The sequence below is a fragment of the Pseudogulbenkiania sp. AW2-16 genome, assembly GCF_056824575.1.
In genome coordinates this window covers 683333-702742 of sequence record NZ_CP157668.1, presented here as the reverse complement: position 1 = coordinate 702742, position 19410 = coordinate 683333, and the positions used below count along the sequence as shown (strand labels likewise).

32 protein-coding genes and 1 pseudogene are annotated in these 19410 nt (G+C 57.2%); 31 read left to right on the top strand and 2 right to left on the bottom strand.

Annotated elements, in window-relative coordinates:
• Positions 1-5: 5 nt before the first annotated feature.
• The 31 genes and pseudogenes from fusA (at position 6) to rplQ (ending at position 17288) form a co-directional block, all read left to right on the top strand.
• Positions 6-2105, top strand: a complete 2100-nt coding sequence (fusA, locus tag ABKF58_RS03425) for an elongation factor G (RefSeq protein ID WP_008955890.1) — start codon at positions 6-8, stop codon at positions 2103-2105.
• Between the two features lie 73 nt (positions 2106-2178).
• On the top strand, positions 2179-3369 hold the full coding sequence (gene tuf, locus ABKF58_RS03420; RefSeq protein ID WP_008955879.1) for an elongation factor Tu: 1191 nt from the start codon (positions 2179-2181) through the stop codon (positions 3367-3369).
• 14 nt (positions 3370-3383) lie between these two features.
• A complete protein-coding gene (rpsJ, locus tag ABKF58_RS03415) occupies positions 3384-3695 on the top strand; it encodes a 30S ribosomal protein S10 (RefSeq protein ID WP_008955635.1) in 312 nt (103 codons plus the stop codon).
• Positions 3696-3839: 144 nt separating this feature from the next.
• Positions 3840-4484 (top strand): 50S ribosomal protein L3, encoded by a 645-nt coding sequence (rplC, locus tag ABKF58_RS03410; protein ID WP_482583363.1) that lies wholly within the window; start codon positions 3840-3842, stop codon positions 4482-4484.
• The gene (rplD, locus tag ABKF58_RS03405) at positions 4484-5104 is read left to right on the top strand and encodes a 50S ribosomal protein L4 (RefSeq protein ID WP_008955637.1); all 621 of its coding nucleotides are present in this window, start codon (positions 4484-4486) and stop codon (positions 5102-5104) included. The genes rplC and rplD overlap by 1 nt, the downstream gene beginning before the upstream one ends.
• Positions 5101-5403 (top strand): 50S ribosomal protein L23, encoded by a 303-nt coding sequence (rplW, locus tag ABKF58_RS03400; protein WP_008955638.1) that lies wholly within the window; start codon positions 5101-5103, stop codon positions 5401-5403. Before rplD ends, rplW begins: the two co-directional genes overlap by 4 nt.
• 11 nt (positions 5404-5414) lie before the next feature.
• The gene (gene rplB, locus ABKF58_RS03395; protein WP_014085761.1) at positions 5415-6248 is read left to right on the top strand and encodes a 50S ribosomal protein L2; all 834 of its coding nucleotides are present in this window, start codon (positions 5415-5417) and stop codon (positions 6246-6248) included.
• A 7-nt stretch (positions 6249-6255) separates the two neighbouring features.
• Positions 6256-6534, top strand: coding sequence for a 30S ribosomal protein S19 (gene rpsS, locus ABKF58_RS03390; protein ID WP_008955640.1), 279 nt, complete (start codon positions 6256-6258; stop codon positions 6532-6534).
• Between the two features lie 9 nt (positions 6535-6543).
• Complete coding sequence (gene rplV / locus ABKF58_RS03385) at positions 6544-6873, top strand: 50S ribosomal protein L22 (RefSeq protein ID WP_008955641.1); 330 nt, start codon at positions 6544-6546, stop codon at positions 6871-6873.
• Positions 6874-6883: 10 nt separating this feature from the next.
• Positions 6884-7585: a 30S ribosomal protein S3 gene (gene rpsC, locus ABKF58_RS03380; protein WP_008955642.1), complete on the top strand. Its 702-nt coding sequence runs from the start codon at positions 6884-6886 to the stop codon at positions 7583-7585.
• Positions 7569-7985 (top strand): 50S ribosomal protein L16, encoded by a 417-nt coding sequence (gene rplP, locus ABKF58_RS03375; protein ID WP_008955643.1) that lies wholly within the window; start codon positions 7569-7571, stop codon positions 7983-7985. The genes rpsC and rplP overlap by 17 nt, the downstream gene beginning before the upstream one ends.
• Positions 7985-8173, top strand: a complete 189-nt coding sequence (gene rpmC, locus ABKF58_RS03370) for a 50S ribosomal protein L29 (RefSeq protein WP_008955644.1) — start codon at positions 7985-7987, stop codon at positions 8171-8173. The genes rplP and rpmC overlap by 1 nt, the downstream gene beginning before the upstream one ends.
• 1 nt (position 8174) lies before the next feature.
• A complete protein-coding gene (gene rpsQ / locus ABKF58_RS03365) occupies positions 8175-8438 on the top strand; it encodes a 30S ribosomal protein S17 (protein ID WP_008955645.1) in 264 nt (87 codons plus the stop codon).
• A 197-nt stretch (positions 8439-8635) separates the two neighbouring features.
• On the top strand, positions 8636-9004 hold the full coding sequence (rplN, locus tag ABKF58_RS03360) for a 50S ribosomal protein L14 (RefSeq protein WP_008955646.1): 369 nt from the start codon (positions 8636-8638) through the stop codon (positions 9002-9004).
• Between the two features lie 9 nt (positions 9005-9013).
• Positions 9014-9328 (top strand): 50S ribosomal protein L24, encoded by a 315-nt coding sequence (gene rplX / locus ABKF58_RS03355; protein ID WP_008955647.1) that lies wholly within the window; start codon positions 9014-9016, stop codon positions 9326-9328.
• A 9-nt stretch (positions 9329-9337) separates the two neighbouring features.
• Positions 9338-9877 (top strand): 50S ribosomal protein L5, encoded by a 540-nt coding sequence (rplE, locus tag ABKF58_RS03350; RefSeq protein ID WP_008955648.1) that lies wholly within the window; start codon positions 9338-9340, stop codon positions 9875-9877.
• A 4-nt stretch (positions 9878-9881) separates the two neighbouring features.
• Positions 9882-10187 carry a 30S ribosomal protein S14 gene (rpsN, locus tag ABKF58_RS03345; protein ID WP_008955649.1) on the top strand — a complete coding sequence of 102 codons (306 nt, stop codon included), beginning with the start codon at positions 9882-9884 and terminating at the stop codon, positions 10185-10187.
• A gap of 13 nt (positions 10188-10200) precedes the next feature.
• A pseudogene (rpsH, locus tag ABKF58_RS03340) lies at positions 10201-10594 on the top strand (30S ribosomal protein S8).
• Positions 10595-10606: 12 nt separating this feature from the next.
• The gene (rplF, locus tag ABKF58_RS03335; RefSeq protein WP_008955651.1) at positions 10607-11140 is read left to right on the top strand and encodes a 50S ribosomal protein L6; all 534 of its coding nucleotides are present in this window, start codon (positions 10607-10609) and stop codon (positions 11138-11140) included.
• 13 nt (positions 11141-11153) lie between these two features.
• Positions 11154-11507 carry a 50S ribosomal protein L18 gene (gene rplR, locus ABKF58_RS03330; protein WP_008955652.1) on the top strand — a complete coding sequence of 118 codons (354 nt, stop codon included), beginning with the start codon at positions 11154-11156 and terminating at the stop codon, positions 11505-11507.
• Positions 11508-11520: 13 nt separating this feature from the next.
• Entirely contained in the window at positions 11521-12039 is a 519-nt protein-coding gene (gene rpsE, locus ABKF58_RS03325) for a 30S ribosomal protein S5 (RefSeq protein ID WP_008955653.1), read from the top strand.
• Positions 12032-12217 carry a 50S ribosomal protein L30 gene (gene rpmD / locus ABKF58_RS03320; protein WP_008955654.1) on the top strand — a complete coding sequence of 62 codons (186 nt, stop codon included), beginning with the start codon at positions 12032-12034 and terminating at the stop codon, positions 12215-12217. Before rpsE ends, rpmD begins: the two co-directional genes overlap by 8 nt.
• Positions 12218-12220: 3 nt before the next feature.
• Positions 12221-12655, top strand: coding sequence for a 50S ribosomal protein L15 (gene rplO, locus ABKF58_RS03315; RefSeq protein ID WP_008955655.1), 435 nt, complete (start codon positions 12221-12223; stop codon positions 12653-12655).
• A gap of 11 nt (positions 12656-12666) precedes the next feature.
• On the top strand, positions 12667-13986 hold the full coding sequence (gene secY / locus ABKF58_RS03310; RefSeq protein WP_008955656.1) for a preprotein translocase subunit SecY: 1320 nt from the start codon (positions 12667-12669) through the stop codon (positions 13984-13986).
• 23 nt (positions 13987-14009) lie between these two features.
• Positions 14010-14228, top strand: coding sequence for a translation initiation factor IF-1 (gene infA, locus ABKF58_RS03305; RefSeq protein WP_008955657.1), 219 nt, complete (start codon positions 14010-14012; stop codon positions 14226-14228).
• Positions 14229-14264: 36 nt separating this feature from the next.
• Positions 14265-14378: a 50S ribosomal protein L36 gene (rpmJ, locus tag ABKF58_RS03300; protein ID WP_011137711.1), complete on the top strand. Its 114-nt coding sequence runs from the start codon at positions 14265-14267 to the stop codon at positions 14376-14378.
• Positions 14379-14448: 70 nt separating this feature from the next.
• Positions 14449-14811 carry a 30S ribosomal protein S13 gene (gene rpsM, locus ABKF58_RS03295; RefSeq protein ID WP_008955658.1) on the top strand — a complete coding sequence of 121 codons (363 nt, stop codon included), beginning with the start codon at positions 14449-14451 and terminating at the stop codon, positions 14809-14811.
• Positions 14812-14829: 18 nt separating this feature from the next.
• Entirely contained in the window at positions 14830-15225 is a 396-nt protein-coding gene (gene rpsK, locus ABKF58_RS03290) for a 30S ribosomal protein S11 (protein ID WP_008955659.1), read from the top strand.
• 18 nt (positions 15226-15243) lie between these two features.
• Positions 15244-15864, top strand: a complete 621-nt coding sequence (rpsD, locus tag ABKF58_RS03285) for a 30S ribosomal protein S4 (RefSeq protein WP_008955660.1) — start codon at positions 15244-15246, stop codon at positions 15862-15864.
• A gap of 22 nt (positions 15865-15886) precedes the next feature.
• Complete coding sequence (locus tag ABKF58_RS03280; protein ID WP_008955661.1) at positions 15887-16870, top strand: DNA-directed RNA polymerase subunit alpha; 984 nt, start codon at positions 15887-15889, stop codon at positions 16868-16870.
• Between the two features lie 25 nt (positions 16871-16895).
• Positions 16896-17288: a 50S ribosomal protein L17 gene (gene rplQ, locus ABKF58_RS03275; protein WP_008955662.1), complete on the top strand. Its 393-nt coding sequence runs from the start codon at positions 16896-16898 to the stop codon at positions 17286-17288.
• A gap of 65 nt (positions 17289-17353) precedes the next feature.
• On the opposite strand, the gene ABKF58_RS03270 is transcribed toward rplQ, so the two are convergent.
• Positions 17354-18268 (bottom strand): glutaminase, encoded by a 915-nt coding sequence (locus tag ABKF58_RS03270; protein ID WP_482583362.1) that lies wholly within the window; start codon positions 18266-18268, stop codon positions 17354-17356.
• A 78-nt stretch (positions 18269-18346) separates the two neighbouring features.
• On the bottom strand, positions 18347-19144 hold the full coding sequence (locus ABKF58_RS03265) for an MOSC domain-containing protein (RefSeq protein WP_482583361.1): 798 nt from the start codon (positions 19142-19144) through the stop codon (positions 18347-18349).
• Positions 19145-19410 lie beyond the last annotated feature (266 nt).

Sequence of the window (19410 nt, the reverse complement as noted above, 5' to 3'; positions counted from 1 at the left end):
TGGCCGTGGCTAGGAAAACTCCTATCGAGCGCTACCGTAACATTGGTATCAGCGCTCACATTGACGCCGGTAAGACCACTACTACCGAGCGCATTCTGTTTTACACCGGTGTGAACCACAAGATTGGTGAAGTTCACGACGGCGCCGCCACCATGGACTGGATGGAGCAAGAGCAGGAGCGTGGTATCACCATTACCTCCGCCGCTACCACCACGTTCTGGAAGGGTATGGGCCTGCAGTATCCGGAGCACCGCTTCAACATCATCGACACCCCGGGACACGTGGACTTTACCATCGAGGTAGAGCGTTCCATGCGTGTGCTGGACGGTGCCGTGATGGTTTACTGCGCGGTGGGCGGTGTGCAGCCGCAGTCGGAAACCGTATGGCGTCAGGCCAACAAGTACCAGGTTCCGCGTATCGCCTTCGTGAACAAGATGGACCGTCAGGGTGCCAACTTCTTCCGTGCCGTAGAACAGGTGAAAACCCGTCTGCGCGGCAACCCGGTGCCTATCGTGGTGCCGATCGGTGCCGAAGATGGCTTCGAGGGTGTGGTTGACCTCTTGAAGATGAAGGCCATCATCTGGGACGAAGCGTCCCAGGGCATGAAGTTCGAATACGGTGAGATCCCGGCCGACCTGGTTTCCGTAGCCGAAGAATGGCGCGAGAAGATGGTTGAAGCCGCTGCTGAAGTCAGCGACGAGATGATGGACAAGTACTTGGGCGGCGAAACGCTGACCGAGGAAGAGATCGTCGACGGCCTGCGTCAGCGTACCCTGCGCTGCGAAATCCAGCCGATGCTGTGCGGTTCTGCGTTCAAGAACAAGGGTGTACAGCGCATGCTGGACGCCGTGATCGATCTGCTGCCGAGCCCGCTGGACGTTCCGCCGGTGCCGGGCGAGCTGGACGACGGCACCCCGACCACCCGCAAGGCCTCCGACGACGAGCACTTCTCGGCTCTGGCATTCAAGCTGATGAACGACCCGTACGTCGGTCAGCTGACTTTCTTCCGCGTCTACTCGGGCGTGGTGAAGTCCGGCGACACCGTGCTGAACACGGTCAAGGGCAAGAAAGAGCGTATCGGTCGTATCGTGCAGATGCACGCCAACGACCGTAAAGAGATCGAAGAAGTTCGCGCCGGCGACATCGCCGCTGCCATCGGTCTGAAAGAAGTCACCACCGGCGAAACCCTGTGCTCGCTTGATGCTCCGCTGATTCTGGAACGCATGGAATTCCCGGACCCGGTGATTCACGTTGCCGTTGAGCCGAAGACCAAGGCCGACCAGGAAAAGATGGGTGTTGCCCTGAACCGCCTGGCCAAGGAAGACCCGTCGTTCCGCGTGCGTACCGACGAAGAATCCGGCCAGACCATTATTTCCGGTATGGGTGAGCTGCACCTGGAAATTCTGGTTGACCGCATGAAGCGCGAATTTGGCGTGGAAGCCAACGTCGGTGCCCCGCAGGTGGCCTACCGTGAAACCATCACCAAGACTGTTACTGACGTGCAGGGTAAGCATGCCAAGCAGTCTGGTGGTAAGGGTCAGTACGGTGATTGTACGATCACTCTGGAACCGTCCGGCGAAGGTCAGGGCTACAAGTTCATCGACGAGATCAAGGGTGGTGTGATTCCTCGCGAATTCATTCCTTCCGTTGACAAGGGTATCCGTAACTCGCTGAACAACGGTATTTTGGCTGGGTTCCCGGTGGTTGACGTGACTGTACGTCTGACTTTCGGTTCCTACCACGATGTCGACTCTTCGCAGATCGCCTTCGAACTGGCTGGTTCTATTGCATTCAAGGAAGCCATGCGCCGTGCCGGTCCGTGCATCCTCGAGCCGATGATGGCCGTGGAAGTGGAAACGCCGGAAGAGTACATGGGCGACGTGATGGGCGACCTGAACCGTCGTCGTGGCATCGTTCAGGGTATGGATGACGACGGCCTGGGTGGCAAGAAGATCAAGGCTGAAGTACCGCTGGCCGAGATGTTCGGTTACTCGACCGACCTGCGTTCGGCAACCCAGGGTCGTGCTACGTACTCCATGGAGTTCAAGCACTACTCCGAGGCGCCGAAGCACGTCGCTGATACCGTCATGAACGCAAAGAAGTAATGCGCGCTGAGGTTGGCTGAAGTCCTCTTCGGCCAACCTGATCTGTTGTTCTTTAATTAAGGAATTTTGCAAAATGGCAAAAGAAAAGTTTGCGCGGACTAAACCGCACGTAAACGTCGGCACCATCGGTCACGTTGACCATGGTAAAACTACGCTGACCGCCGCTATCACCACCATTCTGTCGAAGAAGTTCGGTGGCGAAGCCAAAGACTACTCCCAGATCGATAGCGCGCCGGAAGAAAAGGCTCGTGGTATTACCATCAATACCGCGCACGTAGAATACGAAACCGAAAACCGCCACTACGCCCACGTAGACTGCCCGGGCCACGCCGACTATGTGAAGAACATGATCACCGGTGCTGCCCAGATGGATGGCGCGATCCTGGTGTGCTCGGCCGCTGACGGTCCGATGCCGCAAACCCGCGAACACATCCTGCTGTCCCGTCAGGTAGGTGTACCGTACATCATCGTCTACCTGAACAAGGCAGACCTGGTGGACGACGCCGAGCTGCTGGAACTGGTGGAAATGGAAGTGCGTGACCTGCTGTCGTCCTACGACTTCCCGGGTGACGATACCCCGATCATCATCGGCTCCGCTCGTCTGGCGCTGGAAGGCGACCAGTCCGAATACGGCGAACCGTCGATCTTCCGTCTGGCCGACGCGCTGGACAGCTACATCCCGACCCCGGAACGTGCGGTAGACAAGCCGTTCCTGCTGCCGATCGAAGACGTGTTCTCGATCTCCGGCCGTGGCACCGTGGTGACCGGTCGTGTTGAGCGCGGCATCGTCAAGGTCGGTGAAGAGCTGGAAATCGTGGGCCTGAAGGCCACCGCCAAGACCACCTGCACCGGCGTGGAAATGTTCCGCAAGCTGCTGGACCAAGGTCAGGCTGGTGACAACGTCGGCGTGCTGCTGCGCGGTACCAAGCGTGAAGACGTTGAGCGTGGCCAGGTTCTGGCCAAGCCGGGTTCGATCACCCCGCACACCAAGTTCTCTGCTTCGGTCTACGTACTGAGCAAAGAAGAAGGCGGCCGTCACACCCCGTTCTTCGCCAACTACCGTCCGCAGTTCTACTTCCGCACCACCGACGTGACCGGCGCTGTTAGCCTGGCCGAAGGCGTGGAAATGGTAATGCCGGGTGACAACGTGGAAATCACCGTGGAACTGATCGCTCCGATCGCCATGGAAGAAGGTCTGCGCTTCGCCATCCGCGAAGGTGGCCGTACCGTCGGCGCCGGCGTCGTTGCCAAGATCATCGCCTAATCGGAAAGCCCAAGATGCAAAGCCAAAAAATCCGCATTCGCCTGAAAGCTTTCGATTACAACCTGATCGACCGCTCCGCCCAGGAAATCGTTGAAACCGCCAAACGCACTGGCGCCGTGGTTAAAGGCCCGGTTCCGCTGCCAACCAAGATCGAGCGTTTCAACATCCTGCGTTCGCCGCACGTGAACAAGACTTCCCGCGACCAGCTGGAAATTCGCACTCACCTGCGTCTGATGGATATCGTTGACCCGACCGACAAAACCGTGGACGCGCTGATGAAGCTCGACCTGCCGGCCGGCGTCGATGTGGAAATCAAGCTGCAGTAAGCACGAGGGTTTGGCTGTCGCAGGTCTAAGTGCTTGCGATAGTTGAATTTTCTGTGATACATTAGCGGACTCGCCATTTTGGCGAGTCCGCTTTTGTTTTTATGAGCCGGTCAATCGTAATCGGCCCTGCAAAAGGAAATAAACATGAGTTTAGGTCTTGTCGGTCGCAAAGTCGGCATGACCCGCATTTTTGCCGAAGATGGTGCTTCCATCCCGGTAACTGTGCTGGACATGGCTGCCAATCGCGTCACGCAAATCAAAACCGCCGAAGTTGATGGCTACGAAGCTGTTCAGGTGACCTACGGTTCCTGCAAAGCCAACCGCGTCAACAAGGCTGAAGCTGGTCACTTTGCCAAGGCAGGCGTTGAAGCCGGTCGTGGTCTGGGTGAGTTCGTTCTGGGCGCTGAACAGCTGTCGCAGTTCAAGCCGGGCGATGCCATCACCGTCGAAATCTTCCAGGTGGGTCAACTCGTTGACGTTACCGGTACCTCCAAGGGTAAAGGTTTCTCCGGTGTGATCAAGCGTCACAACTTCTCCTCCAACCGTGCTTCCCACGGTAACTCGCGTTCGCACAACACTCCGGGTTCCATCGGTCAAGCGCAGGATCCGGGTCGTGTACTGCCGGGTAAGCGCATGGCTGGTCAGTATGGTAACGTGCAGAGCACCGTGCAGCGCCTGGAAATCGTCCGCATCGATACCGAACGTCAACTGATTCTGGTCAAGGGTGCAGTTCCGGGTGCCACGAACGGTGATGTCGTCGTTCGTCCTAGTGTGAAGGCGGGTGCGTGATGGAATTGAAGGTTATCAATGTACAAGGTCAGGCTGTAGAAGGCCTGCAAGCTTCCGAAGGTTTGTTCGGTCGCGAATACAATGAAGCTCTGGTCCATCAGGTGGTTACTGCGTTCTTGGCTAATGCCCGTAGCGCCAACCGTGCCCAGAAGACCCGTGCTGAAGTGAAGCACTCCACCAAGAAGCCGTGGCGTCAAAAGGGCACCGGTCGTGCCCGCTCCGGTATGACTTCCTCGCCGATCTGGCGTGGTGGTGGTCGCACCTTCCCGAACAGCCCGGACGAGAACTTCTCGCACAAGGTAAACCGCAAGATGTTCCGTGCCGGTATGGCCGCGATTCTGTCGCAGCTGGTTCGTGACGAGCGTCTGATCGTTGTCGACAACTTCGCGGTTGAAACGCCGAAAACCAAAGAGTTCGTCGGCCTGGTTAAGTCCATGGGGATCGAACAGGGTCTGTTCATCACCAACGAAATGGATGAAAACCTGTATCTGTCGTCGCGCAACCTGCCGAATGTGCTGGTGATCGAGACTCAGCAAGTTGATCCGTACAGCCTGCTGCGTTTCAAGAAAATCGTGATCACTCGCGACGCCGTGAAGCAACTCGAGGAGCAGTGGGCATGAATCAGGAACGTTTGTTGCAAGTAATCCTTGCTCCGGTTGTTTCCGAGAAGAGCACTCTCGTCTCCGAGAAAAACCAGCAAGTCGTGTTCCGCGTCGCTAGCGATGCTACCAAGCCGGAAATCAAAGCGGCTGTCGAGATGCTGTTCAATGTAAAAGTTGATGGCGTTTCCACCGTGAACGTCAAGGGCAAGGTCAAGCGCTTTGGTCGTACTTTCGGCCGTCGCAAGGACTGGAAAAAGGCTTACGTCAGCCTGGTAGCCGGTCAGGAAATCGACCTGACTGCGACTGCAGCTGAGTGAGGAGATAGAGCATGCCTATCGTTAAAGTAAAACCGACTTCCGCGGGTCGCCGTGCCGTAGTCAAGGTGGTTCACCCTGACCTGCACAAGGGTGCTCCGCTCGCCGCCCTGGTCGAAAAGAAGAATTCGACCGCCGGCCGTAACAATAACGGCCACATCACCGTACGTCATCGCGGTGGTGGTCACAAGCAGCACTATCGCATCGTCGACTTCCGTCGCAACAAGGATGGTATTCCGGCCAAGGTTGAGCGTATCGAATACGATCCGAACCGTACCGCGCATATCGCCCTGCTGTGCTACGCCGATGGCGAGCGTCGCTACATCATCGCGCCGCGCGGCGTGAAGGTTGGTGCCGTGCTCTTGTCCGGTGCTGAAGCTCCGATCAAGGCCGGCAACTGCCTGCCGATCCGCAATATTCCGGTCGGTACCACCATCCACTGCGTAGAACTGCAGCCGGGCAAGGGTGCCCAGATGGTGCGTTCCGCAGGTGCTTCCGCCATGCTGCTGGCGCGCGAAGGCGTTTACGCCCAGCTGCGCCTGCGCTCCGGCGAAATCCGCAAGGTGCATGTCGATTGCCGTGCCACCGTAGGTGAAGTGGGTAACGAAGAGCACAGCCTGCGCAAGCTTGGCAAGGCCGGTGCAACCCGTTGGCGTGGTATCCGTCCGACCGTTCGTGGTACTGCCATGAACCCGATCGATCACCCGCATGGTGGTGGTGAAGGTCGTACGGGTGAAGGCCGTGTGCCGGTTAGCCCGTGGGGCACGCCGACTAAGGGCTTCCGTACCCGTCGCAACAAGCGTACCGACAATATGATCGTACGCCGTCGCTATTCCACTAAAGGGTAATTGACATATGGCACGTTCGCAGAAAAAAGGCCCGTTTGTTGATCTGCACCTTCTGAAGAAGGTGGACGCGGCGCGTGCGACCAGTGATAAGCGTCCGATCAAGACCTGGTCGCGTCGTTCGACCGTCCTGCCGGATTTCATTGGCCTGACTATCGCTGTACACAACGGTCGCACCCATGTGCCGGTTTATGTTTCCGAAAACATGGTCGGTCATAAACTGGGCGAATTCTCCCTGACTCGTACCTTCAAGGGCCATGCCGCCGACAAGAAGGCGAAGAAGAGGTAAGGTGAAGCGATGAGAGTATCTGCACATTTGAACACCGTCCGCCTGTCGGCACAGAAGTGCCGTCTGGTGGCCGATTTGATCCGCGGCAAGTCCGTTGATCAGGCCCTGAACATCCTGGCGTTCAGCCCGAAAAAAGGCGCCGTGATTGTCAAGAAAGTGCTGGAGTCGGCTATCGCCAACGCCGAGCACAACGAGGGTGCCGATATCGACACCCTGAAGGTGGCTGCCATCTTCGTTGACAAAGGTCCGAGTCTGAAGCGTTTCGCTGCCCGTGCAAAAGGCCGTGGCAACCGTATCGAAAAGCAGACTTGCCATATCACGTTGACCGTGGGCAACTAAGGGGTAAGCAATGGGTCAGAAGATTCATCCGACGGGTTTCCGTCTTGCCGTTAACAAGAACTGGTCTTCCAAGTGGTTCGCGAACTCGCATGATTTCGCCGATATGCTCAAGCAGGATATCGACGTTCGCGCCTTCCTGAAGAAGCGTCTTGCTAACGCATCCGTGGGTCGTGTCACCATCGAGCGCCCGGCCAAGTCCGCCCGCATCACCATTCACAGTGCCCGTCCGGGTGTTGTGATCGGCAAGAAAGGCGAGGACATCGAGGTTCTGAAGAAAGAACTGCAGAAGCGCCTGGGCGTGCCGGTGCACGTGAACATCGAAGAAGTCCGCAAGCCAGAAATCGATGCTCAAATCATCGCCGACGGTATCGCCTCGCAGCTGGAAAAGCGCGTGATGTTCCGTCGTGCCATGAAGCGTGCCATGCAGAACGCCATGCGTATGGGTGCTCAGGGCATCAAGATCATGAGCTCGGGCCGTCTTAACGGCATCGAAATCGCACGTACCGAATGGTACCGCGAAGGCCGCGTGCCGCTGCACACCCTGCGTGCCGACGTTGACTACGCTACTTCGGAAGCCAACACCACGTACGGCATCATCGGTATCAAGGTATGGGTTTACAAAGGTGAGCTGAAGCCGGGTCAGGTTCAGGCCGCTCCGGTTGCCACCGAGAAGAAAACGAGAAAGGGTCCGCGCAATGCTGCAGCCAACTAGACTCAAGTACCGCAAACAGCAGAAAGGCCGTAACACCGGCATCGCTACTCGTGGTAACAAAGTCAGCTTCGGTGACTTTGGCCTGAAGGCTATCGGTCGTGGCCGTCTGACTGCTCGTCAGATCGAGGCGGCTCGCCGTGCGATGACCCGTCATATCAAGCGTGGCGGCCGTATCTGGATTCGTATTTTCCCGGACAAGCCGATCAGCTCCAAGCCCGCCGAAGTCCGTATGGGTAACGGTAAGGGTAGTACGGAATACTACGTGGCTGAAATTCAGCCTGGCAAGATGCTGTATGAAATGGATGGCGTTGCAGAAGAGCTCGCTCGCGAAGCCTTCCGTTTGGCCGCAGCCAAGTTGCCGATCCCGACTGTGTTTGTGACTAGACAGGTAGGTCAGTAATGAAAGCGTCCGAACTGAGAGCAAAGACTGATGCCGAGCTGAAGGTGGAACTGCTGAGCCTGCTGAAGGCACAGTTCGCGCTGCGCATGCAGCACGCCACCCAACAGCTTGCCAAGAGCAGTGAGCTGAAGAAAGTGCGTCGCGACATCGCTCGTGTTCGCACCGTTCTGAAAGAAAAGGCGGCTTGATATGAGCGAAACCAAAGTCGTACGTACGCTGACCGGTAAAGTGGTTAGCGACAAGATGGATAAGACTGTAACCGTACTGGTCGAGCGCAAGGTTAAGCACCCGATCTACGGCAAAATTATCCGCCGTTCCAAGAAGTTCCACGCACACGACGAGAACAACGAGTTCCGTGCCGGCGATACCGTTGTCATCAGCGAGTCCCGTCCGCTCTCGAAGAGCAAGTCGTGGGTTGTGACTGCCCTGGTCGAGAAAGCTCGCCAGGTGTAACGCTTGCAGAGGGGCTCGCCCCTCTGTATAATGGCCACTTCCCTGTCCATTCGGGCAGGGGTCGCCCTTTACGGGGTCCAAAACTGGCCGTTTGATACGCCGCAGATTTTTCTGTGGCGTTTCGTCTAACTGAACGCCGAAAAGCCGGCTGAAGGTTGACGAAAGTGACGGGTTAAGTTGGATAGAAAGGTAATCAAATGATCCAAATGCAGACCATGCTTGAGGTCGCTGACAACACCGGTGCGCGCTCTGTTATGTGCATCAAGGTGCTGGGCGGTTCCAAGCGTCGCTATGCAAGTGTTGGCGATATCATCAAGGTGAGCATCAAGGATGCTGCTCCCCGTGGTCGCGTCAAGAAAGGCGATGTGTACAGTGCTGTCGTGGTTCGCACGGCCAAGGGTGTACGTCGTCCGGACGGCTCGCTGATCAAGTTCGATGGCAACGCCGCCGTACTGCTGAACAACAAACTTGAGCCGATCGGCACTCGTATCTTCGGGCCGGTAACGCGTGAACTGCGTACCGAGCGCTTCATGAAGATCGTTTCGCTCGCTCCAGAAGTGCTGTAAGGAGGACGCATGCGCAAAATTCGTAAGGGTGATGAAGTCGTAGTAATCACCGGCAAGGACAAGGGTAAGCGCGGCACCGTTCTTCGTGTTCTGGACGAGAAGGTCGTTGTCGAAGGCGTGAATGTTGCTAAGAAGCATCAGAAACCGAATCCGGTTCGTGGTGTGGCTGGTGGCATCGTTGAAAAGACCATGCCGGTTGATGTGTCCAATGTGGCCATCTTTAACCCGGCTAGCCAGAAGGCTGATCGCGTAGGCTTCAAGACTCTTGAAGACGGCCGCAAGGTGCGCGTATTCAAGTCCAATGGCGAAGTTATCGGGGCCTAAGGAGTCAACATGGCACGTTTCTACGATTTTTACAAAGAAAGCGTAGTGCCTGAGCTGGTAAAACAGTTCGGCTACAAGTCGATCATGGAGGTTCCCCGCATCGAGAAAGTCACCCTGAACATGGGTGTAGGCGAAGCGGTGGCCGACAAGAAGGTGATGGAGCACGCCGTAGGCGACCTCGAGAAAATCGCAGGTCAGAAGGCTGTTGTGACCACGGCGCGTAAATCGATCGCCGGCTTCAAGATCCGCGACGCTTATCCGATTGGCTGCAAGGTAACGCTGCGCCGTGAGCGCATGTACGAATTCCTTGATCGCCTGGTGACCATCGCACTGCCGCGTGTGCGTGACTTCCGTGGCGTGTCCGGCAAGTCTTTCGACGGCCGTGGCAACTACAACATGGGCGTTCGCGAACAGATCATCTTCCCGGAAATCGAGTACGACAAGATCGATGCGCTGCGTGGGATGAACATCACCATTACCACCACGGCGAAGACTGACGAAGAAGCCCGCGCACTGCTGGCTGCGTTCAAGTTCCCGTTCAAGGGTTAAGCACATGGCAACACTTGCACTGATTAACCGTGAAGAGAAGCGCGCCAAGCTGGTCGCCAAGTTCGCCAGCAAGCGTGAACAGCTCCTCGAAATCATCAACAACCAGAGCCTCTCGGAAGAAGAGCGTTTCGCTGCACGTCTGAAACTTCAGCAACTGCCGCGTAACGCCAGCCCGGTTCGCCAGCGTCGTCGCTGTGCTGTTACCGGTCGTCCGCGTGGCGTCTTCCGTAAATTCGGTCTGGGTCGCAACAAACTTCGTGAAATCGCCATGAAAGGCGAGATCCCGGGCGTTGTGAAGGCCAGCTGGTAATAGGAGATACAGAATGAGCATGCATGATCCTATTTCCGATATGTTGACCCGCATCCGCAACGCTCAGCGTGCTTCCAAGGCTGCCGTATCCATGCCTTGCTCCAAGCTGAAGGTTGCACTGGCCCAGGTGCTGAAGGATGAAGGTTATATCGAAGACTTCGCCGTAGCCGGCGAAGAAAAAGCCCGTCCTGGATATCCAGCTCAAGTACTATGCCGGTCGTCCGGTTATTGATCGCATTGAGCGCGTATCCCGTCCTGGCCTGCGTGTTTACAAAGGCTCCACCGAGATCCCGAAAGTCATGAACGGTCTGGGTGTTGCAATTGTATCCACCTCCAAAGGTCTGATGACTGATCGCAAGGCCCGCGCAGCCGGTATCGGCGGCGAGCTTCTCTGCATCGTGGCGTAAGGAGAGGGTTGAATGTCTCGCGTAGCAAAGAATCCCGTAGCGATCCCGGCCGGTGTTGAAGTCAAGTTCAACGCCACCGAGGTGAGCGTCAAGGGCGCTCTTGGCACCCTCAGCACCGCTTTGTGCGGTGAGGTTGAAGTGAAACTGGATAACAACCAGCTGACCTTCGCGGCCAAGAACGACAGCAAGTTCGCACGTGCCATGTCTGGCACGTTGCGCGCCCTGCTCAACAACATGGTGAATGGTGTCAGCAAAGGCTTCGAGAAGAAGCTGACCCTGGTCGGCGTGGGCTATCGTGCCCAGGCTCAGGGTGATGCCGTCAACCTGTCTCTTGGTTTCTCGCACCCGGTTTCCCACAAGATGCCGGCCGGTGTGAAAGTGGAAACCCCGACTCAGACCGAGATCCTGATCAAGGGCGCTGACAAGCAGCTCGTTGGTCAAGTCGCTGCCGAAATCCGTGCCTACCGCTCCCCGGAGCCGTACAAGGGCAAGGGCGTACGCTATGCCGACGAGGTCGTGGTTCTGAAAGAGACCAAGAAGAAGTAATTGAGGCCCTGACATGGACAAGAAACAAGCTCGACTCCGCCGTGCACGCAAAACCCGTGCCCGGATTGCGGAGCTCAAGATGGTGCGCCTTTCTGTATACCGCACCAACTGCCACATTTACGCTCAGATCATTGATGAGACTGGTAGTCGTGTGCTGGCCAGCGCTTCCACTCTGGAAGCCGAAGTGCGCTCTGATCTTTCCAATGGTGGCAACCAGGCCGCTGCAGCCGTAGTCGGCAAGCGGATTGCCGAGAAAGCTAAGGCAGCTGGCATCGAAAAAGTCGCTTTTGACCGCTCTGGTTTCCAATACCACGGCCGTATCAAAGCGCTGGCCGATGCAGCTCGCGAAAGCGGCCTCGTATTCTAATTCGGAGTGAAGAATGGCTAAGCACGAAATGGAAGATCGTGGCGACGGTCTGATCGAGAAAATGATCGGCGTCAACCGCGTCACCAAAGTGGTGAAGGGCGGCCGTATCATGGCTTTCTCCGCTCTCACCGTAGTTGGTGATGGCGATGGCGGTATCGGCATGGGTAAGGGCCGTTCCAAGGAAGTGCCGGTTGCAGTGCAAAAGGCAATGGAATCGGCTCGCCGCAACATGGTGAAGATTCCCCTGAAGAACGGTACCCTGCATCACACCGTAATTGGTAAGCACGGTGCTACCACCGTGTTCATGCAGCCTGCCAAAGAAGGTACCGGTGTAAAGGCCGGTGGCCCGATGCGCGCGATCTTCGACGCGATGGGTGTTCGTAACGTGTCCGCCAAGGTGCACGGTTCGACCAACCCGTACAACGTCGTACGCGCAACCCTGGACGGTCTGAACAAGATCTTCGTTCCTTCGCAGATCGCCGCCAAGCGTGGCCTGACTGTCGAGGAAATCCTGGGGGTGGAGCATGAGTAACGCCAAGACTGTCAAGGTGACTCTGGTGAAGAGCCTGATCGGTCGCCTGGAATCCCACAAGGCCTGCGCTCGTGGTCTGGGTCTGAAGAAGATCAACCAGACTGTCGAAGTGCTCGATACGCCTGAAAACCGTGGCATGATCAACAAGATCAGCTACTTGTTGAAAAGCGAGGGCTAAGCGATGTTGCTGAATACCATTAAGCCGGGCGCGGGCGCGAAACACGCCAAGCGTCGCGTTGGCCGTGGCATCGGCAGCGGTCTGGGCAAGACTGCTGGTCGTGGTCACAAGGGCCAGAAGAGCCGCGCAGGTGGCTTCCACAAGGTCGGTTTCGAAGGCGGTCAGATGCCGCTGCAGCGCCGCCTGCCGAAGCGTGGCTTCAAGTCCCTGTCCGCCGGCAAGACTGCTGAGGTTCGTCTGTCCGAACTGAATCAGTTGCCGGTTGATGAAATTGATTTGCTCGCCCTCAAGCAAGCCGGCATCGTTGCCACCCAGGCCCTGGTGGCCAAGGTGGTGCTGTCTGGCAAGGTTGAGCGTGCTCTGAAGTTGCGTGGCGTGGCCGTGACGGCCGGCGCTCGCGCAGCTATCGAAGCCGCTGGCGGCAGTATCATTGAATAAGGCGCACGTACGTGGCGAATACTTCTCTAGTCTCTAATGGCAACAAGTTTGCCGATCTGAAGCGGCGTGTGCTGTTCCTGATCGGTGCACTGATCGTTTACCGCATTGGTGCGCATATACCTGTACCCGGTATCAACCCTGCCGAACTAGCGAAGTTGTTCCACACGTCGCAAACGGGCCTCCTCGACATGTTCAACATGTTCTCGGGCGGGGCCCTTTCCAGATTTACGGTATTTGCCATTGGCATTATGCCGTACATCTCGGCCTCTATTATTCTGCAGTTGGGCTCGGAAATCGTTCCGATGCTCAAGGAGCTTAAGAAAGAGGGCGACGCTGGACGTCGTAAGATAACCCAGTACACACGTTACGCGACTGTTTTGCTGGCGACTTTCCAAAGTTTCGGCATTGCAGTGATGCTTTATAAGCAGCCTAACCTGGTGGTGACTCCTCAGTGGGAGTTTTACCTGACGACTGTGGTTACGCTGGTAACCGGCACCATGTTCCTGATGTGGCTTGGTGAGCAGATGACTGAGCGCGGTATCGGCAACGGTATTTCGCTGATCATCTGTGCCGGTATTGCCGCCGGTGTACCTGCCGCCATCGGTAAAACACTGACCCTGACCAGTCAGGGTTCGTTGCCGATCCTGTTTGCCATTGTGTTGTTTGCATCGGTGATTCTGGTGACTTACCTGGTCGTGTTCGCCGAACGCGGTCAACGTAAGGTGCTGGTGAACTATGCCAAACGACAGGTTGGCAATCGCGTCATGCAGGGCCAGAGCACGCATATGCCGCTCAAGCTCAACATGGCAGGGGTGATCCCGCCGATCTTTGCTTCCAGCATTATCCTGTTCCCGGCTACCGTCATCGGCTGGTTCGGCAACACGGAAGGCATGGGCTGGCTGAAGTCCGTTGCAGACAAACTGCATCCGGGCCAGCCGATCTATGTCCTGCTGTATGCAACGGCGATCATTTTCTTCTGTTATTTCTACACGGCCTTGGTGTTCAACCCCAAGGAGACGGCAGACAATTTGAAGAAAAGTGGTGCCTTCATCCCGGGGATTCGTCCAGGTGAGCAGACTTCGCGTTACATCGAGAAGATCATTCTGCGGCTGACGTTGATCGGTGCGATCTATATCACGTTGGTTTGCCTGTTGCCTGAGTTCCTGATCCTGAAGTGGAATGTTCCGTTCTACTTTGGTGGGACCTCGCTGTTGATCATCGTCGTTGTGACGATGGACTTCATGGCTCAGGTTCAATCCTACATTTTGTCGCACCAGTACGAGAGTTTGCTGAAGAAAGCCAATTTCAAAGGCAATGCTCTTACCCGCTGATATACGAGTTCACACTGGGTTATATGGCTAAGGAAGATACCATTCAGATGCAGGGCGAGGTCCTGGAGACGTTGCCGAACGCAACCTTCAGGGTCCAGCTTGAGAATGGACACGTAGTGCTCGGGCATATTTCCGGGAAGATGCGGATGCACTACATCCGCATCCTTCCTGGCGATAAGGTCACGGTGGAGTTGACTCCCTATGATCTGTCCCGTGCCCGAATTGTGTTCCGTGCAAAATAATGCACTCGCTCTTTTTAGAGATTGAAAGGAACTGACATGCGAGTTCAGCCTTCGGTAAAGAAAATTTGCCGTAACTGTAAAATTATCCGTCGCAACCGTGTTGTTCGCGTGATCTGCACGGATCCCCGTCACAAGCAAAAACAAGGCTAATATTTGTTAGCCCGCGTTTTGCGTGATACAATCGCAAGCTTTTCAAGGTCTTAAGGCTTAAGGAAAGAGTATGGCCCGTATTGCAGGGGTAAACATCCCCAACCATGCGCATGCCGTTATCGGCCTGCAGGCTATTTACGGCATCGGTCAAACTCGTGCTCAGCAAATTTGCGCTGCAGCAGGTGTTGTTACCTCCACGAAAGTGAAGGATCTGACCGACGCCGAAATGGACAAACTGCGTGAAGAAGTAGCCAAGTTCACCGTTGAAGGTGATCTGCGCCGCGAAATCACCATGAGCATCAAGCGTCTGATGGACATGGGCTCTTACCGTGGCATGCGCCATCGTCGTGGCCTGCCGTGCCGCGGCCAGCGTACTCGCACCAATGCTCGTACCCGCAAAGGTCCGCGCAAGGCGATCGCCGGCAAGAAGTAATCTTAAGGAACACAGATAATGGCTAAAGCAAACACAGCTGTCCGTGTACGCAAAAAAGTGCGCAAGTCTGTTAGCGAAGGTATCGTGCACGTGCACGCTTCGTTCAACAACACGATCATCACTATCACCGACCGTCAAGGCAATGCTTTGTCTTGGGCTACCTCTGGCGGCGCTGGTTTTAAGGGCTCGCGCAAGAGTACACCCTTTGCTGCTCAGGTAGCAGCGGAGCACGCTGGTAAAGTTGCCCAAGAATACGGTGTGAAGAACCTCGAAGTTCGTATCAAAGGCCCGGGCCCGGGTCGTGAATCTGCCGTTCGCGCGCTCAACGCGCTGGGTTTCAAGATCACCAGCATCTCCGACGTGACGCCGGTGCCGCACAACGGCTGCCGTCCGCCCAAGAAACGTCGTATTTAATTCGGAGAGTGTGAGAACATGGCACGTTATATTGGCCCGAAATGTAAACTCGCGCGTCGCGAAGGTACCGACCTGTTCCTGAAGAGCGCGCGTCGTGCACTGGATTCCAAGTGCAAACTGGACAGCATTCCTGGTCAGCATGGCGCTCGCAAGAGCCGTCTGTCTGATTATGGTGTCCAACTGCGTGAAAAGCAGAAGATCCGCCGCATTTACGGCGTGCTCGAGCGCCAGTTCCGCAACTATTTCGCCGAAGCTTCGCGCCTGAAGGGCTCGACCGGCGAAAACCTGCTGAAACTGCTGGAATCCCGCCTCGACAACGTCGTATACCGCATGGGCTTTGGCTCCACCCGCGCCGAAGCGCGTCAGCTGGTGAGCCACAAGGCCATCGTGGTGAACGGTCAAGTTGTGAACATCCCATCCTTCCAGGTGAAGGCTGGTGATGTTGTTGCCATCCGCGAAAAAGCCAAGAAACAGGCCCGTATCGTTGAAGGCCTGGCTCTGGCCGAGCAGGGTGGTTTCCCGTCTTGGGTTTCTGTTGACCCCAAGAAGATGGAAGGTGTTTTCAAGTCGGCTCCGGAGCGTTCCGAACTGGCTGGCGATATCAACGAACAGCTCGTTGTGGAATTCTACTCCAAGTAATCGCTAGCTCTAGGGAATGACTATGCAAAACAGCGCTTCGGAATTTCTTAAACCGCGACTCATCGATGTGCAGCCGGTTTCGGCTACTCACGCGCGTGTATCGATGGAGCCGTTTGAACGCGGTTATGCCCATACTCTGGGTAATGCCCTGCGTCGCATTCTGCTCTCCTCGATGCCGGGTTTTGCACCGACCGAAGTCACTATCGCTGGCGTTTTGCATGAGTATTCCGCTCTTGATGGCGTTCGCGAGGATGTCGTTGACATCCTCTTGAACCTCAAGGGCGTGGTGCTTAAGCTGCATGGTCGTGACAGCGTCGTTCTTACTCTCAAAAAAGAGGGTGAGGGCGCTGTTCTGGCTGGCGATATCGAGTTGCCGCACGATGTTGAGGTGATCAATCCGGATCACGTCATCTGCCATCTGGCAGCTGGCGGCAAGATCGATCTGGAAGTGAAGGTCGAGAAGGGTCGTGGTTACCAGCCGGTTAGCGTTCGCGTTAACCAGGACGATAACCGCGCCATCGGTACCATTCAACTGGATGCTTCCTTCTCTCCTGTTCGCCGGGTGAGCTTTGGTGTGGAAAGCGCCCGCGTTGAGCAGCGTACTGACCTGGATCGCCTGGTGCTCGATATCGAGACCAACGGTGTGATCGAACCTGAGCAAGCCGTGCGTAACGCCGCGCGCATCCTGATGGATCAGCTGTCGATTTTTGCTGATCTGCAAGGTACTGCGGTTGAAGAAGTCGTTGAAAAGGCGCCGCCGATCGATCCGATCCTGCTGCGTCCGGTCGACGATCTTGAACTGACGGTTCGTTCGGCTAACTGCCTGAAGGCCGAGAACATTTACTACATCGGTGACCTGATTCAGCGTACCGAGACCGAGCTTCTGAAGACCCCGAACCTCGGCCGCAAGTCCCTGAATGAGATCAAGGAAGTTCTCGCGTCCAAAGGCCTGACTCTCGGCATGAAGCTGGAAAACTGGCCGCCGGCAGGGCTGGAAAAACCGTAAGGTTTGAGATTAAAGGACATTAACAATGCGTCATCGTTATAGCAATCGTAAACTGAACCGCACGACTAGCCACCGTCTGGCTATGCTGCGCAACATGGCTAACTCGCTGCTGCGTCACGAAGTCATCGTGACCACGCTGCCGAAGGCCAAGGAATTGCGCCGTGTGGCTGAGCCGCTGATCACGCTGGGCAAGAAGCCGTCGCTGGCAAACCGCCGCTTGGCTTTCGACCGCACGCGTGACCGCGACATCGTGGTAAAACTCTTCGACGTACTGGGTCCGCGCTACACCGCCCGCAATGGCGGTTATGTTCGCATCCTGAAGTACGGCTTCCGCAACGGCGACAACGCTCCGATGGCTCTGGTTGAGCTGCTGGATCGTCCGGAAGATGCGGTAGCAGTGGAAGAAGAAGCCGAGTAACCTTCGGGTGCTCTGAATAAAAAAGCCAGCGCAAGCTGGCTTTTTTATTTTCCGCTTCGCGAAGGCTAGAAAATGGATAGCCCGGTGCGGGTGGTGAAACGGTCGAGCGCTTCCAGCCCGATCAGCGAATTGCCCTGGCTGTCGAGCGCCGGGCTCCACACCGCCATGCTCAGCTTGCCGGGGATGACCGCCAGGATGCCTCCCCCCACGCCGCTTTTGCATGGTAGCCCGACCCGGTAGGCGAATTCACCGGCGGCGTCGTAGGTCCCGCAGGTGAGCATGATGGCGTTGACCTGCTTGGCCTGGCTGCGGCTCAGGCGCTGCTGGCCGCTGACCGGGGAGAGGCCGTGGTTGGCGAGGTAGAGGCCGGCGCGGGCGAGTTCGGCGCAGCTCATGGTGATGCTGCAGCTGTGGAAGTAGCTGTCTAGCGTGCGCTCTACCGGATTGACCATGTTGCCGTAGCTTTTCATGAAGTGCGCCAGTGCGGCATTACGGTCGCCGTGCTGTTGCTCGGACTGCGCCACCTCGAGATCGAAGGCGAGGTCGTCGGCGCCGCTTTCCTGACGCAAGAAATCCAGCAGCACCGCCTTGGCTTCGCCATACAGCGAGTTGGCGAGATCGGTCACCACCAGCGCACCGGCGTTGATGAAAGGATTGCGGGGAATGCCGTTCTCGTTTTCCAGCTGGATCAGCGAGTTGAAGGGGTTGCCTGACGGTTCCTTGCCAACGCGGGTCCACAAGTTGTCGCCAAGACGTCCCAGCACCAGCGACAGCATGAATACCTTGGACAGGCTCTGAATCGAGAACCGGGTGTCGCCCTGGCCGGTGGAGTATTGCTGGCCGTCGAGCGTGGCGATGCTGATGGCGAACTGCTGTGGGTTGATCTTGGCCAGGGCGGGGATGTAGTTCGCCACCTTGCCCAGTCCGAAATAGGGGGCGATGTCCTGCGCTATTTCATCGAGGAGGGTCTGATAATCCATGTGTCTTGTGTTGTCAGGGTGTGTTGTCGTTGGCGGCCCTGTGGCGGGCTCTTGTCGGCCCCCTCTCTGGAGTTGCCGTCAGAAAGTATAGCGTAGCTCAAGCACCTCGAAGGGGTCGCCCAGCTGCAGGATCCCTTCGTTGCGGGGTACCAGGTTGACGCCGAAGCAGATGCCCTCGGGCAGCTGGCGAGTCTTGATCAGGGTGGCAAGGGGCTCGCCGTCTGGCGACGGCATGCCGTTGTCAGGATTGACCGTGGTCAGGGTGCAGCGGGTGCAGGGTTTGGCGACGTCGAAGATCACCGCGCCGATGCGTACCACCTTCCAGTCGTCTTCTTCGTAGGGCGTGGCACCGCTGACAACCAGGTTGGGGCGGAAGTGGCGCTGGGTGACCGGCTGGGGCAACTGGGTGTTGAGTTCGTCGAGCGAGCTCTGGTTGACCAGCAGGTAGGGGTAACCATCGGCAAAGGACAGGCCGTGTTCGCTGGTCTTCTGCTTGCGATGGGAGTGGCGCCCCAGCCACAACAGGCGGCAGGGAATACCGAGGTAGCGGCTGAACCAGGCGTCGGTCCGCGGCGAGCCATGATAGGCGGTGAAATGGTCTTTCCAGACGCTGGTAGCGCTGGGGGTGTCGAATTCGGTGGCGAGCGCGGCGACGGGGGCCATGTCCGGGGCCTGGAACAGGAGGGCGCCGGGAATCGGCGTGCAGCGGATCGTGAGCAGTTGGGGATAGTCGCGTGCGGTAATGAAGCGCCCGGCCTCATCGGTCAGCAGCCACTCACGGTCGTGCAGCAAGCCCTGCCACGAGGCAAACGCCCGGGTGTACGGAATGCCGCGGGCGGATTTGAGGGGGTGGACGTACATGCTGGCCAGTTGCACGGATCTGCTCCTTAGGAATGTGCGTTGCTGCGGGGTGAATGGGGCCTGCCTAGCGTGCTCGGCTGCGGTGATGCCGGGCGTGGGTTGGCCATGGCCTGGCTGCTGTGTGGGCATCGGTCCGGTTTGGCCGCTTTCTTGCGATAGGGTTGTCGCGTCTCGCCGGATGACGTCATGGCGTTGGCTTCATGGCGCCTGGCCCGACCGGGCGGGTGCTGCCTGCGAGGTTAGCAGGCCGGAGCGCGCTCGGGTAGCGTGATCGGCATCCA

What these genes read in the sequence shown, in the direction of transcription:
- tuf (WP_008955879.1), top strand. Translation starts at nt 2,179, where the DNA reads ATGGCAAAAGAAAAGTTTGCGCGGACTAAACCGCACGTAAACGTCGGC.
- rpsJ (WP_008955635.1), top strand. Translation starts at nt 3,384, where the DNA reads ATGCAAAGCCAAAAAATCCGCATTCGCCTGAAAGCTTTCGATTACAAC.
- rplC (WP_482583363.1), top strand. Translation starts at nt 3,840, where the DNA reads ATGAGTTTAGGTCTTGTCGGTCGCAAAGTCGGCATGACCCGCATTTTT.
- rplD (WP_008955637.1), top strand. Translation starts at nt 4,484, where the DNA reads ATGGAATTGAAGGTTATCAATGTACAAGGTCAGGCTGTAGAAGGCCTG.
- rplW (WP_008955638.1), top strand. Translation starts at nt 5,101, where the DNA reads ATGAATCAGGAACGTTTGTTGCAAGTAATCCTTGCTCCGGTTGTTTCC.
- rplB (WP_014085761.1), top strand. Translation starts at nt 5,415, where the DNA reads ATGCCTATCGTTAAAGTAAAACCGACTTCCGCGGGTCGCCGTGCCGTA.
- rpsS (WP_008955640.1), top strand. Translation starts at nt 6,256, where the DNA reads ATGGCACGTTCGCAGAAAAAAGGCCCGTTTGTTGATCTGCACCTTCTG.
- rplV (WP_008955641.1), top strand. Translation starts at nt 6,544, where the DNA reads ATGAGAGTATCTGCACATTTGAACACCGTCCGCCTGTCGGCACAGAAG.
- rpsC (WP_008955642.1), top strand. Translation starts at nt 6,884, where the DNA reads ATGGGTCAGAAGATTCATCCGACGGGTTTCCGTCTTGCCGTTAACAAG.
- rplP (WP_008955643.1), top strand. Translation starts at nt 7,569, where the DNA reads ATGCTGCAGCCAACTAGACTCAAGTACCGCAAACAGCAGAAAGGCCGT.
- rpmC (WP_008955644.1), top strand. Translation starts at nt 7,985, where the DNA reads ATGAAAGCGTCCGAACTGAGAGCAAAGACTGATGCCGAGCTGAAGGTG.
- rpsQ (WP_008955645.1), top strand. Translation starts at nt 8,175, where the DNA reads ATGAGCGAAACCAAAGTCGTACGTACGCTGACCGGTAAAGTGGTTAGC.
- rplN (WP_008955646.1), top strand. Translation starts at nt 8,636, where the DNA reads ATGATCCAAATGCAGACCATGCTTGAGGTCGCTGACAACACCGGTGCG.
- rplX (WP_008955647.1), top strand. Translation starts at nt 9,014, where the DNA reads ATGCGCAAAATTCGTAAGGGTGATGAAGTCGTAGTAATCACCGGCAAG.
- rplE (WP_008955648.1), top strand. Translation starts at nt 9,338, where the DNA reads ATGGCACGTTTCTACGATTTTTACAAAGAAAGCGTAGTGCCTGAGCTG.
- rpsN (WP_008955649.1), top strand. Translation starts at nt 9,882, where the DNA reads ATGGCAACACTTGCACTGATTAACCGTGAAGAGAAGCGCGCCAAGCTG.
- rplF (WP_008955651.1), top strand. Translation starts at nt 10,607, where the DNA reads ATGTCTCGCGTAGCAAAGAATCCCGTAGCGATCCCGGCCGGTGTTGAA.
- rplR (WP_008955652.1), top strand. Translation starts at nt 11,154, where the DNA reads ATGGACAAGAAACAAGCTCGACTCCGCCGTGCACGCAAAACCCGTGCC.
- rpsE (WP_008955653.1), top strand. Translation starts at nt 11,521, where the DNA reads ATGGCTAAGCACGAAATGGAAGATCGTGGCGACGGTCTGATCGAGAAA.
- rpmD (WP_008955654.1), top strand. Translation starts at nt 12,032, where the DNA reads ATGAGTAACGCCAAGACTGTCAAGGTGACTCTGGTGAAGAGCCTGATC.
- rplO (WP_008955655.1), top strand. Translation starts at nt 12,221, where the DNA reads ATGTTGCTGAATACCATTAAGCCGGGCGCGGGCGCGAAACACGCCAAG.
- infA (WP_008955657.1), top strand. Translation starts at nt 14,010, where the DNA reads ATGGCTAAGGAAGATACCATTCAGATGCAGGGCGAGGTCCTGGAGACG.
- rpmJ (WP_011137711.1), top strand. Translation starts at nt 14,265, where the DNA reads ATGCGAGTTCAGCCTTCGGTAAAGAAAATTTGCCGTAACTGTAAAATT.
- rpsM (WP_008955658.1), top strand. Translation starts at nt 14,449, where the DNA reads ATGGCCCGTATTGCAGGGGTAAACATCCCCAACCATGCGCATGCCGTT.
- rpsK (WP_008955659.1), top strand. Translation starts at nt 14,830, where the DNA reads ATGGCTAAAGCAAACACAGCTGTCCGTGTACGCAAAAAAGTGCGCAAG.
- rpsD (WP_008955660.1), top strand. Translation starts at nt 15,244, where the DNA reads ATGGCACGTTATATTGGCCCGAAATGTAAACTCGCGCGTCGCGAAGGT.
- ABKF58_RS03280 (WP_008955661.1), top strand. Translation starts at nt 15,887, where the DNA reads ATGCAAAACAGCGCTTCGGAATTTCTTAAACCGCGACTCATCGATGTG.
- rplQ (WP_008955662.1), top strand. Translation starts at nt 16,896, where the DNA reads ATGCGTCATCGTTATAGCAATCGTAAACTGAACCGCACGACTAGCCAC.
- ABKF58_RS03270 (WP_482583362.1), bottom strand. Translation starts at nt 18,268, where the DNA reads ATGGATTATCAGACCCTCCTCGATGAAATAGCGCAGGACATCGCCCCC.